Here is a 15,111-nt window from a genome sequence, read left to right on the forward strand (position 1 = left end):
TCAGGAATGCGGCAGCTTCACCAGCGACCTGTCGCCGATGCCGACGGTTGTCGGGTTGTTACCGATCGCCGACCAGACCTCCACCCGTACGGTCCCGTTCGACAGGTTGCCGAGGGTGCCGGTGGCGGAGTGCAGGCCGCTCTGCTGGGTGTAGCGCTCGTACCCGGGAACCGGGTCGGTGGCGAAGTAGCGGTACGTCTCCACCCGTTCCCAGCTCCCGTTGCCGGTCAGGTCGTAGGAGACCCGTACCTGCACCCCGTTGCCGACGGCGGTGCCGGCGTCCAGGAACAGGTCGAACGTGGTCTGCCCGCCGGCGTACGTCAGGTTCAGGCCCGTCGCGGTGAAGACCTGCGGGTTGGTGGGCGTGCCGTCGCGGTTCACGCCGCCCGCGCTGGCCACCGTGGCGGTCGCCGGTCCACCGGCCGCGCCCAGCCCGCCGCCCGGCAGCAGGTACCGGGTGGGGAAGCCCGGCGACGGCGGCGGGGTCGTCGGCGGGGCCGTGGTGGGCGGGGCGGTCGTCGGTGGCGTCGTGGTGGGCGGCGTCGTGCCGGTGACCCCACCGGTCGCGGTGCCGCCGCTCCAGGCGTACGCGCCGCTGGTCGCCGTCTTCCCGGCGGGCACGTCGAGCCGGGTGCCGTCGGAGAACGTGACCGTCAGCGGCGCGGCGGTGATGTTGCTCGCCACGTAGGTGCGCGCGCCGTTGCGCTGGAACACCGACGCCAGCGGGTGGTTGGCGGTGATGCCGGTGTGGACCGTGCCCAGGGCGGCGAGGTTGCGGATCCAGTGGAAGGTGTGCGCCCGGCTCTCGCCCTCCTCCGGCGTGTACCCGGGGTTCGCGCGGAGCTTCGCCAGCGCCGCGTCCGGGTCGCCCAGCGCCAGGAACTGCCAGAGGATGTCCTGCCACACCGTCGGTTCGCCGCCGTTGTTGCGTACGAGTTCCTGGTAGTTCGCGCGGTTCGACGCGGGGTGGTAGCCGAGGTAGAGGTGCCCGCCGGTGACCGGGAGCATGTTGATGCCCTGGATCATCTCCGGGTCGGCGCTGAACCAGGTGGCGTACGCGCCGCCGTCGCCCCAGACCATGCCGACCGTGGAGTGCCCGAACGCCGCCGGGTAGTTCTCGTCCGTCACGTCGAACCAGTACTCGTGGATCGCGGCGGCCTGCGTGGTGTAGATGAAGATGCCGGCGTCGCGTACGGCGGTGTTGCCGGTCGCCTGTCCCCACTGGATGAGCGCGTTGGCGAAGTTCATCCCCTCGGACGAGGACTCCTGGTTGTTGCCGGCGTGGAACGAGCCGTGTCCGGCGGCCCAGTCGTGCCCCGCGTAGATGTCGAAGTCGCGCAGGTACGGGAAGCGGTTGTCGGCGCGGTCGTAGTTGTTCGCGTCCCGGATCAGCAGGTCGATCATGCCGCCGTACTGGTCCTGCCGGGCCCAGGTCGGGTCGAACTTGGCCAGCGTGGCGGCGGCGGCGATGTAGTAGCCGTAGTGGAAGTGGTGGTCGTTGAGTTCCTGGTCGGAGCCGTAGGAGGCCGGGTAGCCGATGAGGGTTCCCCAGTTACGGTCGTAGTGGAAGAGCCGCTCGGTCTCCCCGGGCGCGGCGGTGAGCCAGTCGGTGAGCGTGCTCCGGATGGCGTTCAGCGCGGCGGTACGCGTCTCGGCGTCGCCGACCTGGTCGGCGATCTCGGCGATGCGTGCGGCCCGGCCCAGGCCCTTGCCCGTCCAGTAGGTGTCGCCGCCGCGCTGGTCCATCGGGTTGCCCCGGACGGCCGCGAGGTGGTTGCGCAGCGTGGTCAGGTCCGTGCCGTTGCCGGTCGCCACGGCGGGGACCTCCGGCAGTACGCCGTGGAACTTCATCGAGGTGCGGAACGCGTCGACGCCGGTGAGCACCTTCATCCGGCCGCGCGCCGACGGGTAGGTGAGCGTCAGCGGGGTGGCCCCGGTCAGCGACCGCCACTGGTGCGGGTAGAGGCTGACGACCGTCCGGTTCGCGGTGCCCTCCCGGGCGGTCGTGGTGAAGGCGTACGTGGTGTTGACGGTGCTGGTCGCCTGGTCGTACGCGTACGAGACCCGGGTGCCGGTGACGTGGGCGTGGGCGTACTGGCCGTAGGTGCCGGCCAGCCCGGCGCGGGTGGCGGCGTCGGTGCCCGGGGTGGTGGGCAGCAGGGCGACGGAGAAGTAGCCCCTGCCGGCCAGGTTGGAGGTGATCCGGCCGCCGTTGACGGACCAGGTGGCGCCGGTGGGCGCGTACGCGACGTAGTCGTGTCCCCGTACGGTGAAGCCGATCGTGGCGCCGCTGTTCGACCAGACCGTGGGGCTGCCGCCGGTGGCGTTGATCAGCGCGTCGCCGCCGCTGGTGCGGAAGTACGCGAACGGCAGGCCGTGGCCGATGGTGGCGCGCATGGTCCGCGCGCCGTCGTTCCAGTAGGGCGTGACGGTCCAGTCGGTCCAGCCGTCGACCTTGACGACCGGGGCGCCGAGCGCGGCGATGCCGACGCGGATGTCCTCGGTGTACGTGTACTTGAACTCGCCGACCCCGGTCGCGGTGCCGCTGATCGTGGGGGTGGAGGTGGCCGACAGGCCGAGGCCGTCGCCGAAGGGCTGGTAGGAGACCGGGTGCGCGTGCAGCGGCTCGCTGTAGGAGCAGTTGGTCCGCTTCCACAGCAGTGACGACCACCAGTCGTTGGTGGGGACCGGCCCGGGTGGCGCGTCGGCGGTGGCGAACTGCCGTGGGTTGGTGGTCATGTCTCCGCAGCCGGTGGGCAGGGGGCCGACGCGGTCGGTGGTGTAGCTGCCGGCGCCGACGGTGGCGGCCTGGGCGGGGGTGGTGGTCACGACGGCGAGGCCGCCGAGGGCGAGGGCCAGGGCGGAGGTGGCCGCCACGGCCCAGGTGCGGCGTGTCGCGGGAGGTGTCACAGTGCCTCCGGTCGGGGAGCGCCGGTCGGGGACGGGCGCGTTCTGCGGGCGAATTGTGCGGAAAGGGGCCTCAGAGAGCGCTCTCTTGGGACGGGACGCTAGCCCAGCGCCGAGACTTCCGTCAATGTTTCCGACCGATGAAGCGCTGATGACGACAAACGGAAGGGTCCGTCAGCCGGCGGGCGGCGCCTTCGGGCAGCCGTTGCGGCGGTGCCAGGCGGCCACCTCGGCGGCCGGCTCCTTGTTGCCCTTGCGCCGCCACGAGTTCAGGTAGGGCGCCGGCCAGACCACGCCCCGGCGGATCCACCAGCCGTCCCGCCCCGTGCACGGCGGGGAGATGCCGAAGTGCAGGTGGCAGACGTTGTTCGCGTTCCCGGTGCGGCCCACCTCGCCGAGCCGCTGACCGGCGCGCACCCGTACCCCCGCGTCGATGCCGTCGGCGATCTTGCGCAGGTGCGAACCGTAGTAGCGCACCCCGTCGTCGCCGAGCAGCGACACCGACAGCCCGCCGTTGAAGGGCCCCCGCGGCCCGCGCTTGTCGAACCGGTCCACCCGGCTCACCTCCAGCAGCACGCCGTCGGTCACCGCCACGACCGGCTCGCCGCAGTCCGCGAAGATGTCCGTCCCCGGATAGGCCGAGTGGGTCGGGTGGTAGGCGACGTTCGCCGCGCGTACCGGGAAGACGTGCGGCAGCCCGGCGCGGGTCGGCGCGGTCGACGGGCCGGACGGGGCGACGGCCGTCGGGGTGCCGCCGGGGGTCGGGGTCGGGGCCGGGGACGCCGGCTGCGCGGCCGTCGCCGGCAGGCTCGGCCGGGGGTCGCCGGGCGCCGTCCCGGGCCGGGTCGTCGCGCAGCCGGCGGCCAGGACCGGCACGAGCAGCAGCAGGACGGGGTACGCCGGACGCGCCCGGCGTCCGATCGTCGGCGAGGACATCCGGACATCCTGACAGAGTCGGTACGGTGGGACGAGGCACCCGGCAGAGGGGAGGGTTCGGTGACGACCGGAGGGTACGCCTTCCCACCCGAGCCGGACGCCCGGTTCCGGCCCCCGCCACGGCTCCCCTCGGGGCTCTTCCCGTCCGGGCCGCCGTCGCAGCCCACCTACCGCGAACCGCACCCGGTCACCGGCGCGGGCGTCGCGTCCGGCGCCGCCGTGGCGACCGTGTGGCTGCTCCTGTTCGGCCTGCTCGGCGGCGGTGTCTCCGGGTACGCCTGGTGGACGCTGCTGGCCGGCGGGCTGGCCTGGCTGGTCGCGCTGGTGCTGGTGCGCGTCGGCGACCGGGGGGTGGCCGTCGGGGTCGCGATCGTCACCGCCGGCGGGTGGAGCATCGCCGCCGTCATCGTGGCGGCGCGGTGGCTGTCGAGCGGGCAGTGGCCGCTCTGGTGAACCCCCGCTCGGGCCGTCTCCCGGCCCGTTCCGGCGGGCCTGCGGCTGCGCTGCGTCGCGGGCCGGCTGCGCAGCGAATCCCGTCTTGACGTGGCCGCCGGAACTCGGCACCCTCGGCGTTATGGCCTGGACCACTCCGCGGCTCGATCCCGAACGTAGCCGCCGTCGCCAGCAGCTCCTCGCCGAGTTGGCGGGCGCCCGGGCGGTGCGCCAGCGCGTTCGGCCACAACGGGTGCGCACCGAGCGGCTGCGGGAGCTGATCGCCACCCGCCGCCGGGTCGCCGGCTGACGACCGGCAGACTTTCCCCAGGATTGACCGGCCCTTCGGGGCGTTGACCGGTCGCCTGCCGACCCGACCGGCTAACGTGCACGCGTAACGGGTCGGCCTGCCGAGGCTCTATTTGGGGGAACCGTGTCGTACTTCGCTGCGGCCGTCGTGCGTGACGACAGCGGTTGGACGGCCGCCGAGGTGAACCTGCGGGGCGTCACCGACATCGAGGACGTCGCCGACCGGCTGCGCGACGTCGACCAGGACGCCGACCTGTCGCTGCTCTTCGTCGAAGCCGACGACGCGTACCTGGTGATCATGCGCCTGGACGAGGGCGAGGACCTGCGGGTCTTCGGCTCCGACTCGGCCTACGCCGAGGAGTCCCGGCTGGGCGCCCTGCTGGTCGGGGACCTGAAGACCTCGGTGACCGGGCTGGACGACACCGAGGAGCCGCGCCCGTCCGGCCGTGGCGACGACGACACCGAGCAGCCCGCCGTCGACCCCGAGGCCGACCCGGTCGGCGAGGCCGATCTCCTGGCCGACCTGGGCATCTCCGCGCAGAAGCTGCTCAACCTCTGCGCGCGGGAGGGCATGATGCCGGCCGACGTCACCGCCGAGATCTGCCAGGTGCTCGGCTGCACCGACGACGTCGAGGAACTGCGTGAGGTCTGAGCCGTCCGGGCCCGGCCGGGCCGGGGCGGGCGGCGCCGAGCCGGCCGACGCCACCGACCCGACGCTGGGCACCGTACGCCCCGGACAGCCGACCCCCGGCGCGGCCGGCCGGGTCGGCCCCGGCGCGCACGAGGGGCTGGCCGACCCGGACGGCGCCGGCCGGCGGCAGCGGCATGAGGTGTGGATGCGCCGGGCCCTGGAGGTGGCCGTCACCGGCCCGGACGGCCCCGCCGACGCGGGCCCCGACGACGCCGCCGACGACATCCCGGTCGGTGCGGTGCTCTACGGGCCGGACGGCACCGAGCTGGCGATCGGACGCAACGAGCGGGAGCTGACCGGCGACCCGACCGCGCACGCCGAGGTGCTGGCGCTGCGCCGGGCCGCCGGCCGACTGGGCCGCTGGCGGCTCGACGGCTGCACCCTGGTCGTCACCCTGGAACCCTGCACGATGTGCGCGGGCGCGCTGGTGCTCGCCCGGGTGTCCACCGTGGTCTTCGGTGCCTGGGAACCCAAGACCGGGGCGGCCGGATCGCTGTGGGACGTGCTGCGCGACCGCCGGCTCAACCACCGGCCGGAGGTCTACGGCGGCGTCCTGGAGCCGGAGAGCGCCGCGATCCTGCGCGCCTTCTTCCGCTGACCGCCGGCTCCTCTCCGCCTTCCGCTGACCGTCGCTTGTCTTCCACCGGCCGTCGCTTGGCTGGCGCTCAGGCGTCGGCCGGGGCGGGCCGCAGCAGGGCGGAGGCGATCGCGCGGGCGGCGTCGGTCCACGGCGCGGGGCGCATGGTCGCCGGATCGATCCGGACGATCGACCGCTGGCCCTCGGCGTGCACCGTGCGGCCGTCCGTCGACTGGAACCGGTAGGAGTACCGCGCGCTGCTGTTGTTGAAGTAGTCGAGCCAGAAGTGCACCGCCACGGGCCCGGTCCCGGTGACGGGGGCCTGATAGGCGATGGTGAACTCGCGGACGGCGTGGAACACGTCCGGGGCGCTGCGCTGGCCGGCCTGGTAGGAGACGCCGTGGTCCGCCCAGTACCCCGTCAGGGCCCGTTCGAGCAGTACGGCGTACCGGGAGTTGTGCAGGAGGCCGAACGCGTCGAGGTCGTCGAAGTGCACCGTGACGTGCGTGACGTGACCGAACTCGACGGCGGGCTGGTCGACGATGGCCTGGCTCATGAGATGCCTTCCGGTAGCAGGGTCGGATCGGGGCACAGCGCCCGTAGTCGGTTCAGCAGGCCCTGGCGGGCGTGCCGGTAGGCGGTGTCGGGGTCCAGCAGCCGGGAGCGCATCGCGGCCGTGATCCCGAGCGCGTCGATCTCGTACGCCAGCTGCGCGACGTCCACGTCGGGGGCGAGTTCGCCGGCGGCGACCGCCTCCCGGACGAGGTCTTCGAGGAACGCGGTCCAGCGGCCGAAGGCTTCGGCGAGCCGGTCGCGGACGGGGCCGGGGCGCGCGTTGTACTCGAAGTCGGCGCTGGCGAAGAAGCAGCCGCCGGGGAGGATCCGGGCGGCGAAGAAGTCGATCCGGGCCTGGTGCAGCGCCCAGAGCCGCCGTACGCCCCGGGGGGCGCGCAGGGCGGGGCGTACGACCAGTTCCTCCTGCTGTTGCACGGCCCGGTCGACCGTGGCGAGCTGGAGCGCCTCCTTGGACCCCCAGTGCGCGAAGAGGCCGGACTTGCTGACGCCGAGCGTGTCGGCGAGCTGGGCGAGGGAGAGTCCGTGCAGGCCGACCTCGGTGGCGAGGACCACGGCGGCGTCCAGCGCGGCCGTGCGGGTCCGGTCGCCCCGCGCCACGCGTCCGTCGACTGTCATGGGCAGAGGCTAATTAATAAGCACGACCGTTCGTATAGTTTTTGGACGTGACGGTGGTCACGAAACCGCCCCGCCGTCCGAGCGGACGACGGGGCGGCAGTTGGACGGAGAATCAGGCGACGATCGTGTCCAGCGCGATCTCGACCATCTGGCTGAAGGTCTGCTCACGCTCCTCGGAGGTGGTCTTCTCGCCCGTCTTGATGTGGTCGCTGACGGTCAGCAGCGTCAGGGCGCGGGCCTTGAACCGGGCGGCGATCGTGTAGAGCGCCGCCGACTCCATCTCCACCGCCAGCACGCCGTACTCGGCGAGGCTGTCGTAGAGGTCCGGGCGGTCGGTGTAGAAGGCGTCCGCCGCCAGGATCGGCCCGACCCGCATCGCGATGCCGCGCCGCTCGGCCACCTCCACCGACGTACGCAGCAGCCCGAAGTCGGCCACCGGGGCGTAGTCGATCAGCCCGTCGAAGCGCATCCGGTTCATGTTCGAGTCGGTGGACGAGCCGATGGCGGCGATCACGTCGCGCAGCCGCAGGTCCTCGGTCAGGGCCCCGCAGGAGCCGACCCGGATCAGGCTCTTCACGCCGTACTCGTTGACCAGCTCGTGGGCGTAGATCGAGGCGGAGGGCATGCCCATGCCGGAGCCCTGGACGGAGACCTCCACGCCGTTCCAGCGGCCGGTGAAGCCCAGCATGCCCCGGACCGTCGAGTAGCACTGCGCGCCCTCGAGGTAGGTCTCCGCGATCCACTTGGCCCGCAGCGGGTCGCCCGGCATCAGGACCCGCTCGGCGATCTCTCCCGGCTTCGCGCCGATGTGCGTACTCATGCCAAGGATCCTGCCAGGCCGCACCGAGGCGTACCGGTTCGGCGTCCGCACCCGGGGTCATGTACCCTTCTCGGCGGTGGCGTGTCCGAGTGGCCTAAGGAGCACGCCTCGAAAGCGTGTGAGGGTTTACGCCCTCCGCGGGTTCAAATCCCGCCGCCACCGCTCGTGACAACGCCCGGACGATCCCGACGGATCGCCCGGGCGTTCTCGCGTTCGGCCCCCACCTTGGCCCCCCTCCGTGCCCCCTGCCTGCGCCGATCATGCAGTTGTGGTGCCCCGCGAGAGGGGTGCATAGGCAGTTTCCGTCCACCACAAGTGCGTGATTGACGAAGTGCGTGGGGTTCAGCGGCGGGTCAGTTCCCGTTCCAGGCGGTTGATGAGGGTCTTGCGGGACTTGCCGTTGCGCTCTCGGCGCAGGGCCGACTTCAGTTGGCCCTTGTCGAGGTCGCGGACGAGCTTGGTCGCCTCGGCGACCGGCAGCTCCGACAGTTGTTCGGCCGACGTGGCGTTGCGGCGTGCGCGTTTGGCCGGTCCGGTGTTGGCGACGTACTGCCTGCCGGACCTGGACGCCTTCCGCTTCTTGGCGTCTGTCGCCCGCCGATCCTTCTCGGAGAGTTCCTTCCAGGCCTGTTCGGGCAGGTAACGGCTGGTCTCGTCGCCGTGCCGCGCCCGGGTGTCGCCCTCCTTGGTCTGCCAGTGCTCGCCGCCCCAGCGCTGCAACGACTTCTGCCGCTCGTCCTTCGGGCCGACGAAGCCCCCGCCACGCCTCTTGTACTCCTGGGTGAGCAGCTGGGACTTGCGCGCCGACCACTGCCCCGGCCGACCGCCCTTGTCGGAGGCCTGGATCTCCTCCTTGACCTGCTGCCTGAGCTCGGGCTTCGTGTACCGCGCCATGCCCGGCGGTTACCCGGCGACCTGCGGCTCATGCTTCCGGGGTGCCGGTGTGCTGCCCGAGCGTCCGCCAGCACCCTCGGATCGGTGCGCGGGAGGGCACACGGCTCGGCGGTCGAATGGAATGATGTCCTCCGATGGCGCCAGAGATGGCGTCTCCACGGGGGATCGTTCAAGCGGAGACAGCACGACCAGCCTGGAGCAAGCGAAGGGCTGGTCGTCGGCTGCTCCGCTTCCTCGTGTCCGTTCTCACCTCGACCCACCCTGTTCAGGGCGGGTCGTCCCTCAGGAGGAAACGTGCACGAAAAGCGCTCGCACCGCCGCCAGTTGTTCCGGGCCGCGGCCGTCACCGCTGGTACAGCCGTCGCCGCGCCGCTGCTTGGGGGCGTCACGCCCGCCCAGGCCGCCGCGCTCGCCACCACCGGCGCCATTCCCTGGGTCGGCCCGGCGGGTTCCGGTGCCCCGTTCGAGGTGAACGAGACCCTGGGCGCGCAGGCCGCCATCAACGCGGCACTGGGCACGAGCAGCCGCCGGGCCGTCTACGTCGCCCCCGGCAGCTACGACCTCAAGGCCCCGGTGGTGCTCGGCGACAGGCAGGCTCTGATCGGAGCGGGTCCGCTGGTCACCATGCTGACCGCAGCGGCGGGCTTCAGCGGGGCGGCCCTGGTGGTCAACCCGTGGTCCGGTGCCCAGGCCGGCGCGTCCCGACAGTGCGTGACCGACATCGGGCTCGACGGCGCGAACCGCGCGGCCAACGGGGTCAACTTCCAGATGAACACCACGCCGGACCTGTACGGGCCGGACCCGGCGCCGTGGTTGACCCGGGTCTTCGTCACCCGGACCACGGGCGACGGGTTCCTCCTTGGCGGCACGTACGCCGGTGGGCAGCGAGAGTTCAAGCTCACCGACTGCCGGGTCGAGAAGGCGGGCGGCTGGGCGTACAACTTCCAGTCGTCGGACGGGTTCATCAGCGGGTGCTCGGCCCAGGGCTGCGCCGGGGGCGGCTACCTCCTCGGGGGCGGCAACATCAAGATCTGGGGCAGCAAGGCGTACGGCATCGGCACCGCGGCCACCTCCGCCCCCGCGTTCCGGATCGACTCCGCGCGGGCGACCGTCGTCGGCTGCGAGGCCCAGGACACCATCGGCAACGGCTTCGAGATCCGCGCTGCCAACACGACACTCTCCGGCTGCACCGCCGACTCGACCGGGCGCGGCAGCACCGGTGTCGACTCGGAGTCTGCGGGCTTCTACGTGGCCGCGTCCGCAGTGAGCCTGGAGGGTGGCGCGTTCCAGCGGAACAACGGTGGCGCGAAGTGGATCGTGAGCACCGAGCCGGGCATGCGGTGCGCCCTGTACCTGGCCCCCGGCGTCGACTTCCTCTCCGTACGGCTGGTCACCGGGGCGGGCCGGCCCGCGCCGTTCCAGCGGCTGATCACCGGGACGGTCGGCGCCGGTTCGTCGGTCTCGGTCCTCGGCTGACCGGGTAGGTCGCAGGGCCGCCCCCACCGGGTCGGCCCTGCGACCGCACGAGCTCCTGTCGGGGCCCCGGTCAGTCGACGAGATGCCTGCCGAACCCCGCCCCGGTCAGCCGACGAGCGTGTTGGGGTGGGCGCTGGTTGCGGCAAGTCGCCGCGCCGGTCAGCAGGGGCTGTGGCCCTCGTCGAAGAGGCGCTGGGCCCAGTCCGCGTACCCGGCGATGATCTTCTTCACCGCGCGCCCGTCGTGCAGGAAGAGGTACGCGCGGTCGCCCTGCCGGGCGAGCAGCCCGTCGAGCCGGTACGTCCCCTGTGGAGCGTCCAGGTCCCGGGCGGACGGGTAGCGGGTGCGGACGTCCTCGACCGGTGTGCCGGCGGTGACGCCCTGCGGGGTGCGGGTCGCCTCGCCGAGCCAGAGCAGCACCAGCCGGTCGTCGACGAAGATCGGGCTGGTCGTGTCGTAGCCGGCCAGCGCCGGGCCGCAGGCGTCGACGTCGGAGCGCAGGATGCCCCGCCGGGTCAGCTCGTCCTCGGTGTCGCCGAACTCGACGTCGCGCAGGCCGTTGAGGTCGACCACCTCGACGGCCCCGACGGGCCGACCGTCCAACTCGCGCAACGGCGGGTGCACGCCGCTGCCCGAAACCCAGGCAGCCGTCATCAGCGTGGCGATAAAGCCAAATTGTCGCAATTTCATCGAATCCCCCAGTCCCCAACGGGACTGGGGCGCTCAGGTTGCTGCCCGCCCGCAGATTGCCGGTCTTCCCATTCCTCGGCCAGCTCGTCCCAGTAGTCGGCGCTCAGTCGTCGGCGCCCGTGCGCCAGCCAGCCGGCGGTGCTCCGTTCGACGTGCAGGCCCAGCTCGGCGAACGGGTCGATCCACGCGCCGGGCTCCGCCCCGAGCCGGGTGAGCGCCGCGTTGAGCGGCCACTCGGCGCGCGGCCCGTCGAAGAGGCGGTCGAACCCCGGCCCCCAGCTCACCTGGCCGCCGAGCCACACCACCGCCGACTGGTAGCCGGCGCCGCCGAAGAACTCCGCCTCCAGGTACGCCACCGGACCCGACCGTGCCCAGCGGGCGAAGACCTCGGCGAGGGGTGCCGAGAGCACCAGGTGGAACGGCTCCTCCGGGGACCGCTCCGCCGTCGAGTAGTCGGGCGGCGCCCCGGTCAGCTCCTCGACCAGTTGCGGGGTGACCGGCAGCAGCGCGAAGTCCTGACGCAGCTCGCCCAGGACCGCGTGGTCGAGGTCGGCGGTCTGCTCGCGGAGCAGCTCGGCGTCCGCGACGACCGCGCTGAGCTGGTAAGCCATTCGAGCCCTCCGCCGTCCACAGCCTGTGGATGGAACATGTGTACGACGGATTCCGCCTCCGTCGCCCCCTCGCACCGTACCGAATTATCCCTCTCGATCCCGCCCCGTGACCTTGCGCTCCCGCCGCACCCTCCGGGGCGCGATGCGGCCTTGGTCCGGTCAGGAGCTGCGACCGGGCAGGCGGGCGAGGAGAGGGCGGCCTCGCGCGGGCCCGGTCAGGGGTGGTCGGCGACGGAGTCGACGAACGCGCGCCACGCCGTCGGCGGGAAGGCGAGCGCCGGGCCGGCCGGGTCCTTCGAGTCGCGCACCGCGACGACGCCGGGCAGGTTGTCGGCGACCTCGACGCAGTTGCCGCCGTTGCCGCTGCTGCGGCTGCTCTTGCGCCACCGCGCGCCGTTCAGCTCCATGTCTCCGCCACTTCCGTGATGAGATCGACTGACTGCCAGTGGGACAGCGCCTCGCCGCGCACGTTCTCCCACGCAGCCATCATGGCCGCGATGTCCGCCGGCTCGCTAACCAGTTGGCCCTGGAGCTGGTTGTCGAGGTAGCCGGCGATCCGGTGGTCGTGGCTGCTGGCGATCACGAACGGCCCGTTCAGGCCCGCGTAGGCGCCGACCGACGACGGCACGACGTGCACCCGCACGTGCGGCTCGGCGCAGGCGGCGATCACGGCCCGGAGCTGCTCGCGCATGGTGGCCCGGCCGCCGACCGGGCGGCGCAGCACCGCCTCGTCGATCACGGCCGTGAGCTGCGGCGGTTCGTCCTGCCGCAGGATGCCCTGGCGGGCGAGCCGGGCGGCGAGGTGCCGCTCGACGTCGCCCCGGGGGAAGAGGCCGCCGTCGGTGAGCACGGCCCGCGCGTACGCCTCGGTCTGGAGCAACCCGGGCAACACCACCGATTCGTACGACCGCAGCGACACCGCCTCGCGCTCGATCTCCTGCCAGGGACGGAACCAGATCGGGTCAAGACGTCTCGAAGTGTCCGGCCAGATGTCCGACACGTCCCGCCGGAGTGCCTCCGCCGCTCCCAGCCGGTGCCGGGCGTGCGGGATACGGTCCTCGGTCAGCCATCGCCCGACCGTCTTCGGATCGACGCCGACGGTCTCGGCGAGCGATTCGATCGTGTGCCCGGTGTCGCTGAGCGCCACCCGCAGCGCATCGTTCACGGGCTCCTCCCATTGGATGTCCCAGATATCTGGCGACCATAGCGTTACGGGCTGTATCTGTCTGCCCACGCACGGCAAGTTGGGGTGACGAAGACGGCGCGGCCGGTGGAGGTGAGAGAGCCCGGCGGTCGCGTCAGTCGCGGGGCCGCCCCGACGGGGAGGGCGGGGCGGCCCCGCTCCAGTCCCACGTCCGTCCCTTCCGGCCCACCGGCCTTCCGTCGCCCACCGCCCTTCGTCCCCAATGGCCTTTCGTCCCCGTCGGGCGAGCGCTGCCGAACCAGCCGAGGAGGTCCCGCCCGTGCCGACCCGCCGCGCCCCAGCCCCCGAGCACCGGGGCGAGTCCCGCCTCCCGGTCGACCGCGACGATCCGCCCCCACCCGTCGCCCCCGCCCGGGACCGGCGGACAGCCTGGCCCTCCGGTACGACCATCCGCGTCCCCGACGACGCGTACCGCTTCGGCGAGGGCCCGCTGACACTGCGGATCGTCGAGGTGCTCAGCGCGGGCTTGTTCGAGGGCCGCCTCTGGGCCGAGGTACGCGGCCACCAGGTGAACGCCGACGGCACCCTCCGCTCCCGCGAGCGCTTCGCCTCGATCCGCGTCGACCGCGCCCGGGTGGTCACCCTCGATACCTCCCAGGTCGGGGCGGCGACGCAGGTCGGGTCGGCGGACCAGGCTGGGTCGGCAGGCAGCGTTGAGCCGGCGGCTCAGGGCGGGTCGGCAGGCAGGGTTGGGCCGGCCGGACCGGTGGCGACGCGGTGAGCCGCCGTCCCCGGGAGCACGTCCCGACCCGGCCCACGTGGCGGTGCCGGGCGTGCGGCATCGCCTGGCCCTGCTCGCCGGCGAAGCTGCGGCTGCTCGGTGAGTACCGCCATGACCGCGCCGCGCTCACCGTCTACCTGGCGACCCTCCAGATCGAGGCCGCCGCGCAGCTCGTCGCGCTGGACCCTGACGTGAGCCCGGCCCAACTGGCCGACCGCTTCCTCTCCTGGGCCCGCCCGCGCGGATGACCGCCGCCGCTGGCCCGGGAGGGGGGATCACGGTGTGACGACGGGGTCCACCCACGCGGCGAAGACCCTCCGGTCCAGTCCCCCGCACGCCGTCGTCAGGACTTCAGCTTGGATCGCGATTCGGAACGCGCCGGCGATGTCCGCCCTGAAGGGAACTATCTCTCCGAATTCCGCGGTCTCCGAATGCTTCACGGCCCCGTCCACCCAGAGCGTGAACCTGACTTTGGCTGGGTAGGGGGTCTCGTCGCCGACTCCCACCCCGGCTTGGAACTGTCGGTATCTCCTGTCGAGCTGATAGGTGGTGGAGATCAGATCGCTCTGACAGGTGCTGGTGCCGTGAACCGTCCGGTCGTACGTCGTTCCGTTGACCTTCAACGGGCTCTCGGAGAAATGGAGGAACCCCTCTGCGGCCTTGTGCGCGTCGAGAAGGGACATCGTGCCCGGCGGTTGCGAGGGCGAGGACGTAGACGACGACGGAGGCGGGGGTGTCGGGGCGTTGGCGCTGTTCTGGTTCGCGAGGTCTGCACTGCGCTGGCCGCCAGCCTTGCCGTGGTCGCGGGCCGCGGCGGCGTTGTCACGAGAGTGCGGACCGGACGTCAGCGATCGGTCGATCGTCACGATCAACGCCCCGGACCCGGCGATCATGGTGACGGTGGCCAGGACTATCCGCCAGTCGACGGGCTGGCCCCACCTGACGGCGATCCGGTAGATGCCAGCGAGCAGGGCGCCGACCCCCGCGACCACGACTATGACCCCGAGGGTGGAGCGCGCCGTGGCGACCACTGCCGAAACGTCGGCGACCACCGCGACCGTGATCCAGATGTGGTCGGGTGCGCGGCGGCCGGGCGTTCCGTCGGCATCCGGCATGGCCGCCCCTTCCGGTGGGACCAATCGACATCAGTCGTCGTAATCCTAGGTTCCCGGAGCCAGTTGTCCGATCGTTGCGGGGGCGGGCGCGGGTGACCTCGACCGGCGATCACCCGGCGCGGGAGATCGCCGTGCTGTTCCGGACCAACGCGCAGCGCTGCGGCGGGCTAAGGACACCGACGCGGCGCGTAGGCCTCCGACCGTCTCCGGAGACGACTCAGGGCCGGTCCCCGTGGGGGCCGGCCCTGTCGTTTTTCCTGCTCAAGCGAGCGGAGGATACGAGATTCGAACTCGTGAGGGTGTTAACCCAACACGCTTTCCAAGCGTGCGCCCTAGGCCTCTAGGCGAATCCTCCGCAGACGAGGATACAGGTCCCCGGCGGGTGGGCCACCCCACCACCCCCTGAAGATCGACGCGGCGTCGGGTAGGGTTGGCGGTACCTCCCGTGCGGCGGTATCTCGTGAACCTCCCCAGGGCCGGAAGGCAGCAAGGATAAGCGAGCTCTGCCGGGTGCACGGGAGGCCTTTTTGTCTCCGG

The 15,111-nt window shown here is 72.3% G+C and carries 18 protein-coding genes, 2 tRNA genes and 1 other RNA gene; 9 read left to right on the forward strand and 12 right to left on the reverse strand.

All coding sequences use genetic code 11. The features are described 5' to 3' along the window. Together ACGFIG_RS00095 and ACGFIG_RS00100 are read right to left on the reverse strand one after the other, a co-directional pair. A complete protein-coding gene (locus ACGFIG_RS00095) occupies positions 1-2,910 on the reverse strand; it encodes a glycosyl hydrolase (RefSeq protein WP_392997868.1) in 2,910 nt (969 codons plus the stop codon). A 171-nt stretch (positions 2,911-3,081) separates the two neighbouring features. Beyond that, the gene (locus ACGFIG_RS00100) at positions 3,082-3,843 is read right to left on the reverse strand and encodes a M23 family metallopeptidase (RefSeq protein ID WP_392997869.1); all 762 of its coding nucleotides are present in this window, start codon (positions 3,841-3,843) and stop codon (positions 3,082-3,084) included. A gap of 60 nt (positions 3,844-3,903) precedes the next feature. Between ACGFIG_RS00100 and ACGFIG_RS00105 the strand changes: the two genes are divergently transcribed. The 4 genes from ACGFIG_RS00105 (at position 3,904) to ACGFIG_RS00120 (ending at position 5,873) form a co-directional block, all read left to right on the forward strand. Then, on the forward strand, positions 3,904-4,296 hold the full coding sequence (locus tag ACGFIG_RS00105) for a hypothetical protein (RefSeq protein WP_392997870.1): 393 nt from the start codon (positions 3,904-3,906) through the stop codon (positions 4,294-4,296). A 121-nt stretch (positions 4,297-4,417) separates the two neighbouring features. Continuing rightward, complete coding sequence (locus tag ACGFIG_RS00110) at positions 4,418-4,585, forward strand: hypothetical protein (RefSeq protein ID WP_357877863.1); 168 nt, start codon at positions 4,418-4,420, stop codon at positions 4,583-4,585. Positions 4,586-4,708: 123 nt separating this feature from the next. Next, on the forward strand, positions 4,709-5,236 hold the full coding sequence (locus ACGFIG_RS00115; protein ID WP_392997871.1) for a tRNA adenosine deaminase-associated protein: 528 nt from the start codon (positions 4,709-4,711) through the stop codon (positions 5,234-5,236). 184 nt (positions 5,237-5,420) lie between these two features. Next, on the forward strand, positions 5,421-5,873 hold the full coding sequence (locus ACGFIG_RS00120) for a nucleoside deaminase (protein WP_392999356.1): 453 nt from the start codon (positions 5,421-5,423) through the stop codon (positions 5,871-5,873). Positions 5,874-5,940: 67 nt separating this feature from the next. Here the strand turns inward: ACGFIG_RS00120 and ACGFIG_RS00125 are convergent, their stop codons facing one another. The 3 genes from ACGFIG_RS00125 to deoD all read right to left on the reverse strand — a co-directional run bounded on the left by ACGFIG_RS00125 (position 5,941) and on the right by deoD (position 7,863). After that, complete coding sequence (locus ACGFIG_RS00125) at positions 5,941-6,408, reverse strand: acyl-CoA thioesterase (protein WP_392997872.1); 468 nt, start codon at positions 6,406-6,408, stop codon at positions 5,941-5,943. Beyond that, a complete protein-coding gene (locus ACGFIG_RS00130) occupies positions 6,405-7,043 on the reverse strand; it encodes a TetR family transcriptional regulator C-terminal domain-containing protein (protein WP_392997873.1) in 639 nt (212 codons plus the stop codon). Before ACGFIG_RS00130 ends, ACGFIG_RS00125 begins: the two co-directional genes overlap by 4 nt. 112 nt (positions 7,044-7,155) lie before the next feature. Beyond that, a complete protein-coding gene (deoD, locus tag ACGFIG_RS00135) occupies positions 7,156-7,863 on the reverse strand; it encodes a purine-nucleoside phosphorylase (protein WP_392997874.1) in 708 nt (235 codons plus the stop codon). A gap of 75 nt (positions 7,864-7,938) precedes the next feature. Between deoD and ACGFIG_RS00140 the strand changes: the two genes are divergently transcribed. Then, a tRNA-Ser gene (locus ACGFIG_RS00140) sits at positions 7,939-8,025 on the forward strand. Positions 8,026-8,205: 180 nt separating this feature from the next. Here ACGFIG_RS00140 and ACGFIG_RS00145 read toward each other — a convergent pair. Beyond that, on the reverse strand, positions 8,206-8,757 hold the full coding sequence (locus ACGFIG_RS00145; protein ID WP_392997875.1) for a DUF5872 domain-containing protein: 552 nt from the start codon (positions 8,755-8,757) through the stop codon (positions 8,206-8,208). Between the two features lie 294 nt (positions 8,758-9,051). Here ACGFIG_RS00145 and ACGFIG_RS00150 point away from each other — a divergent pair, with 294 nt between their 5' ends. Then, positions 9,052-10,233, forward strand: a complete 1,182-nt coding sequence (locus ACGFIG_RS00150; protein ID WP_392997876.1) for a right-handed parallel beta-helix repeat-containing protein — start codon at positions 9,052-9,054, stop codon at positions 10,231-10,233. 159 nt (positions 10,234-10,392) lie between these two features. Here ACGFIG_RS00150 and ACGFIG_RS00155 read toward each other — a convergent pair whose 3' ends face one another. From ACGFIG_RS00155 to ACGFIG_RS00170, 4 genes are all read right to left on the reverse strand, one after another. Continuing rightward, complete coding sequence (locus tag ACGFIG_RS00155) at positions 10,393-10,887, reverse strand: hypothetical protein (RefSeq protein WP_392997877.1); 495 nt, start codon at positions 10,885-10,887, stop codon at positions 10,393-10,395. A gap of 32 nt (positions 10,888-10,919) precedes the next feature. Continuing rightward, entirely contained in the window at positions 10,920-11,534 is a 615-nt protein-coding gene (locus ACGFIG_RS00160; protein WP_392997878.1) for a hypothetical protein, read from the reverse strand. 215 nt (positions 11,535-11,749) lie between these two features. Beyond that, positions 11,750-11,941 carry a DUF397 domain-containing protein gene (locus ACGFIG_RS00165; RefSeq protein ID WP_392997879.1) on the reverse strand — a complete coding sequence of 64 codons (192 nt, stop codon included), beginning with the start codon at positions 11,939-11,941 and terminating at the stop codon, positions 11,750-11,752. After that, complete coding sequence (locus tag ACGFIG_RS00170) at positions 11,932-12,699, reverse strand: Scr1 family TA system antitoxin-like transcriptional regulator (protein ID WP_392997880.1); 768 nt, start codon at positions 12,697-12,699, stop codon at positions 11,932-11,934. The genes ACGFIG_RS00165 and ACGFIG_RS00170 overlap by 10 nt, the downstream gene beginning before the upstream one ends. 298 nt (positions 12,700-12,997) lie before the next feature. Here ACGFIG_RS00170 and ACGFIG_RS00175 point away from each other — a divergent pair, with 298 nt between their 5' ends. Next, a complete protein-coding gene (locus ACGFIG_RS00175; RefSeq protein ID WP_392997881.1) occupies positions 12,998-13,459 on the forward strand; it encodes a hypothetical protein in 462 nt (153 codons plus the stop codon). Then, the gene (locus ACGFIG_RS00180; protein ID WP_392997882.1) at positions 13,456-13,707 is read left to right on the forward strand and encodes a flavin reductase; all 252 of its coding nucleotides are present in this window, start codon (positions 13,456-13,458) and stop codon (positions 13,705-13,707) included. The genes ACGFIG_RS00175 and ACGFIG_RS00180 overlap by 4 nt, the downstream gene beginning before the upstream one ends. A 27-nt stretch (positions 13,708-13,734) precedes the next feature. Here the strand turns inward: ACGFIG_RS00180 and ACGFIG_RS00185 are convergent, their stop codons facing one another. Further along, positions 13,735-14,574, reverse strand: coding sequence for an NPCBM/NEW2 domain-containing protein (locus ACGFIG_RS00185; RefSeq protein ID WP_392997883.1), 840 nt, complete (start codon positions 14,572-14,574; stop codon positions 13,735-13,737). 270 nt (positions 14,575-14,844) lie between these two features. Further along, a tRNA-Ser gene (locus ACGFIG_RS00190) sits at positions 14,845-14,929 on the reverse strand. Positions 14,930-15,011: 82 nt separating this feature from the next. Here ACGFIG_RS00190 and ffs point away from each other — a divergent pair. Then, an RNA gene (gene ffs / locus ACGFIG_RS00195) (signal recognition particle sRNA small type) lies at positions 15,012-15,101 on the forward strand. The last annotated feature ends 10 nt before the right edge of the window (positions 15,102-15,111 follow it).

The organism is Micromonospora sp. NPDC049048 (genome assembly GCF_043197615.1).
GTDB lineage: Bacteria > Actinomycetota > Actinomycetes > Mycobacteriales > Micromonosporaceae > Micromonospora.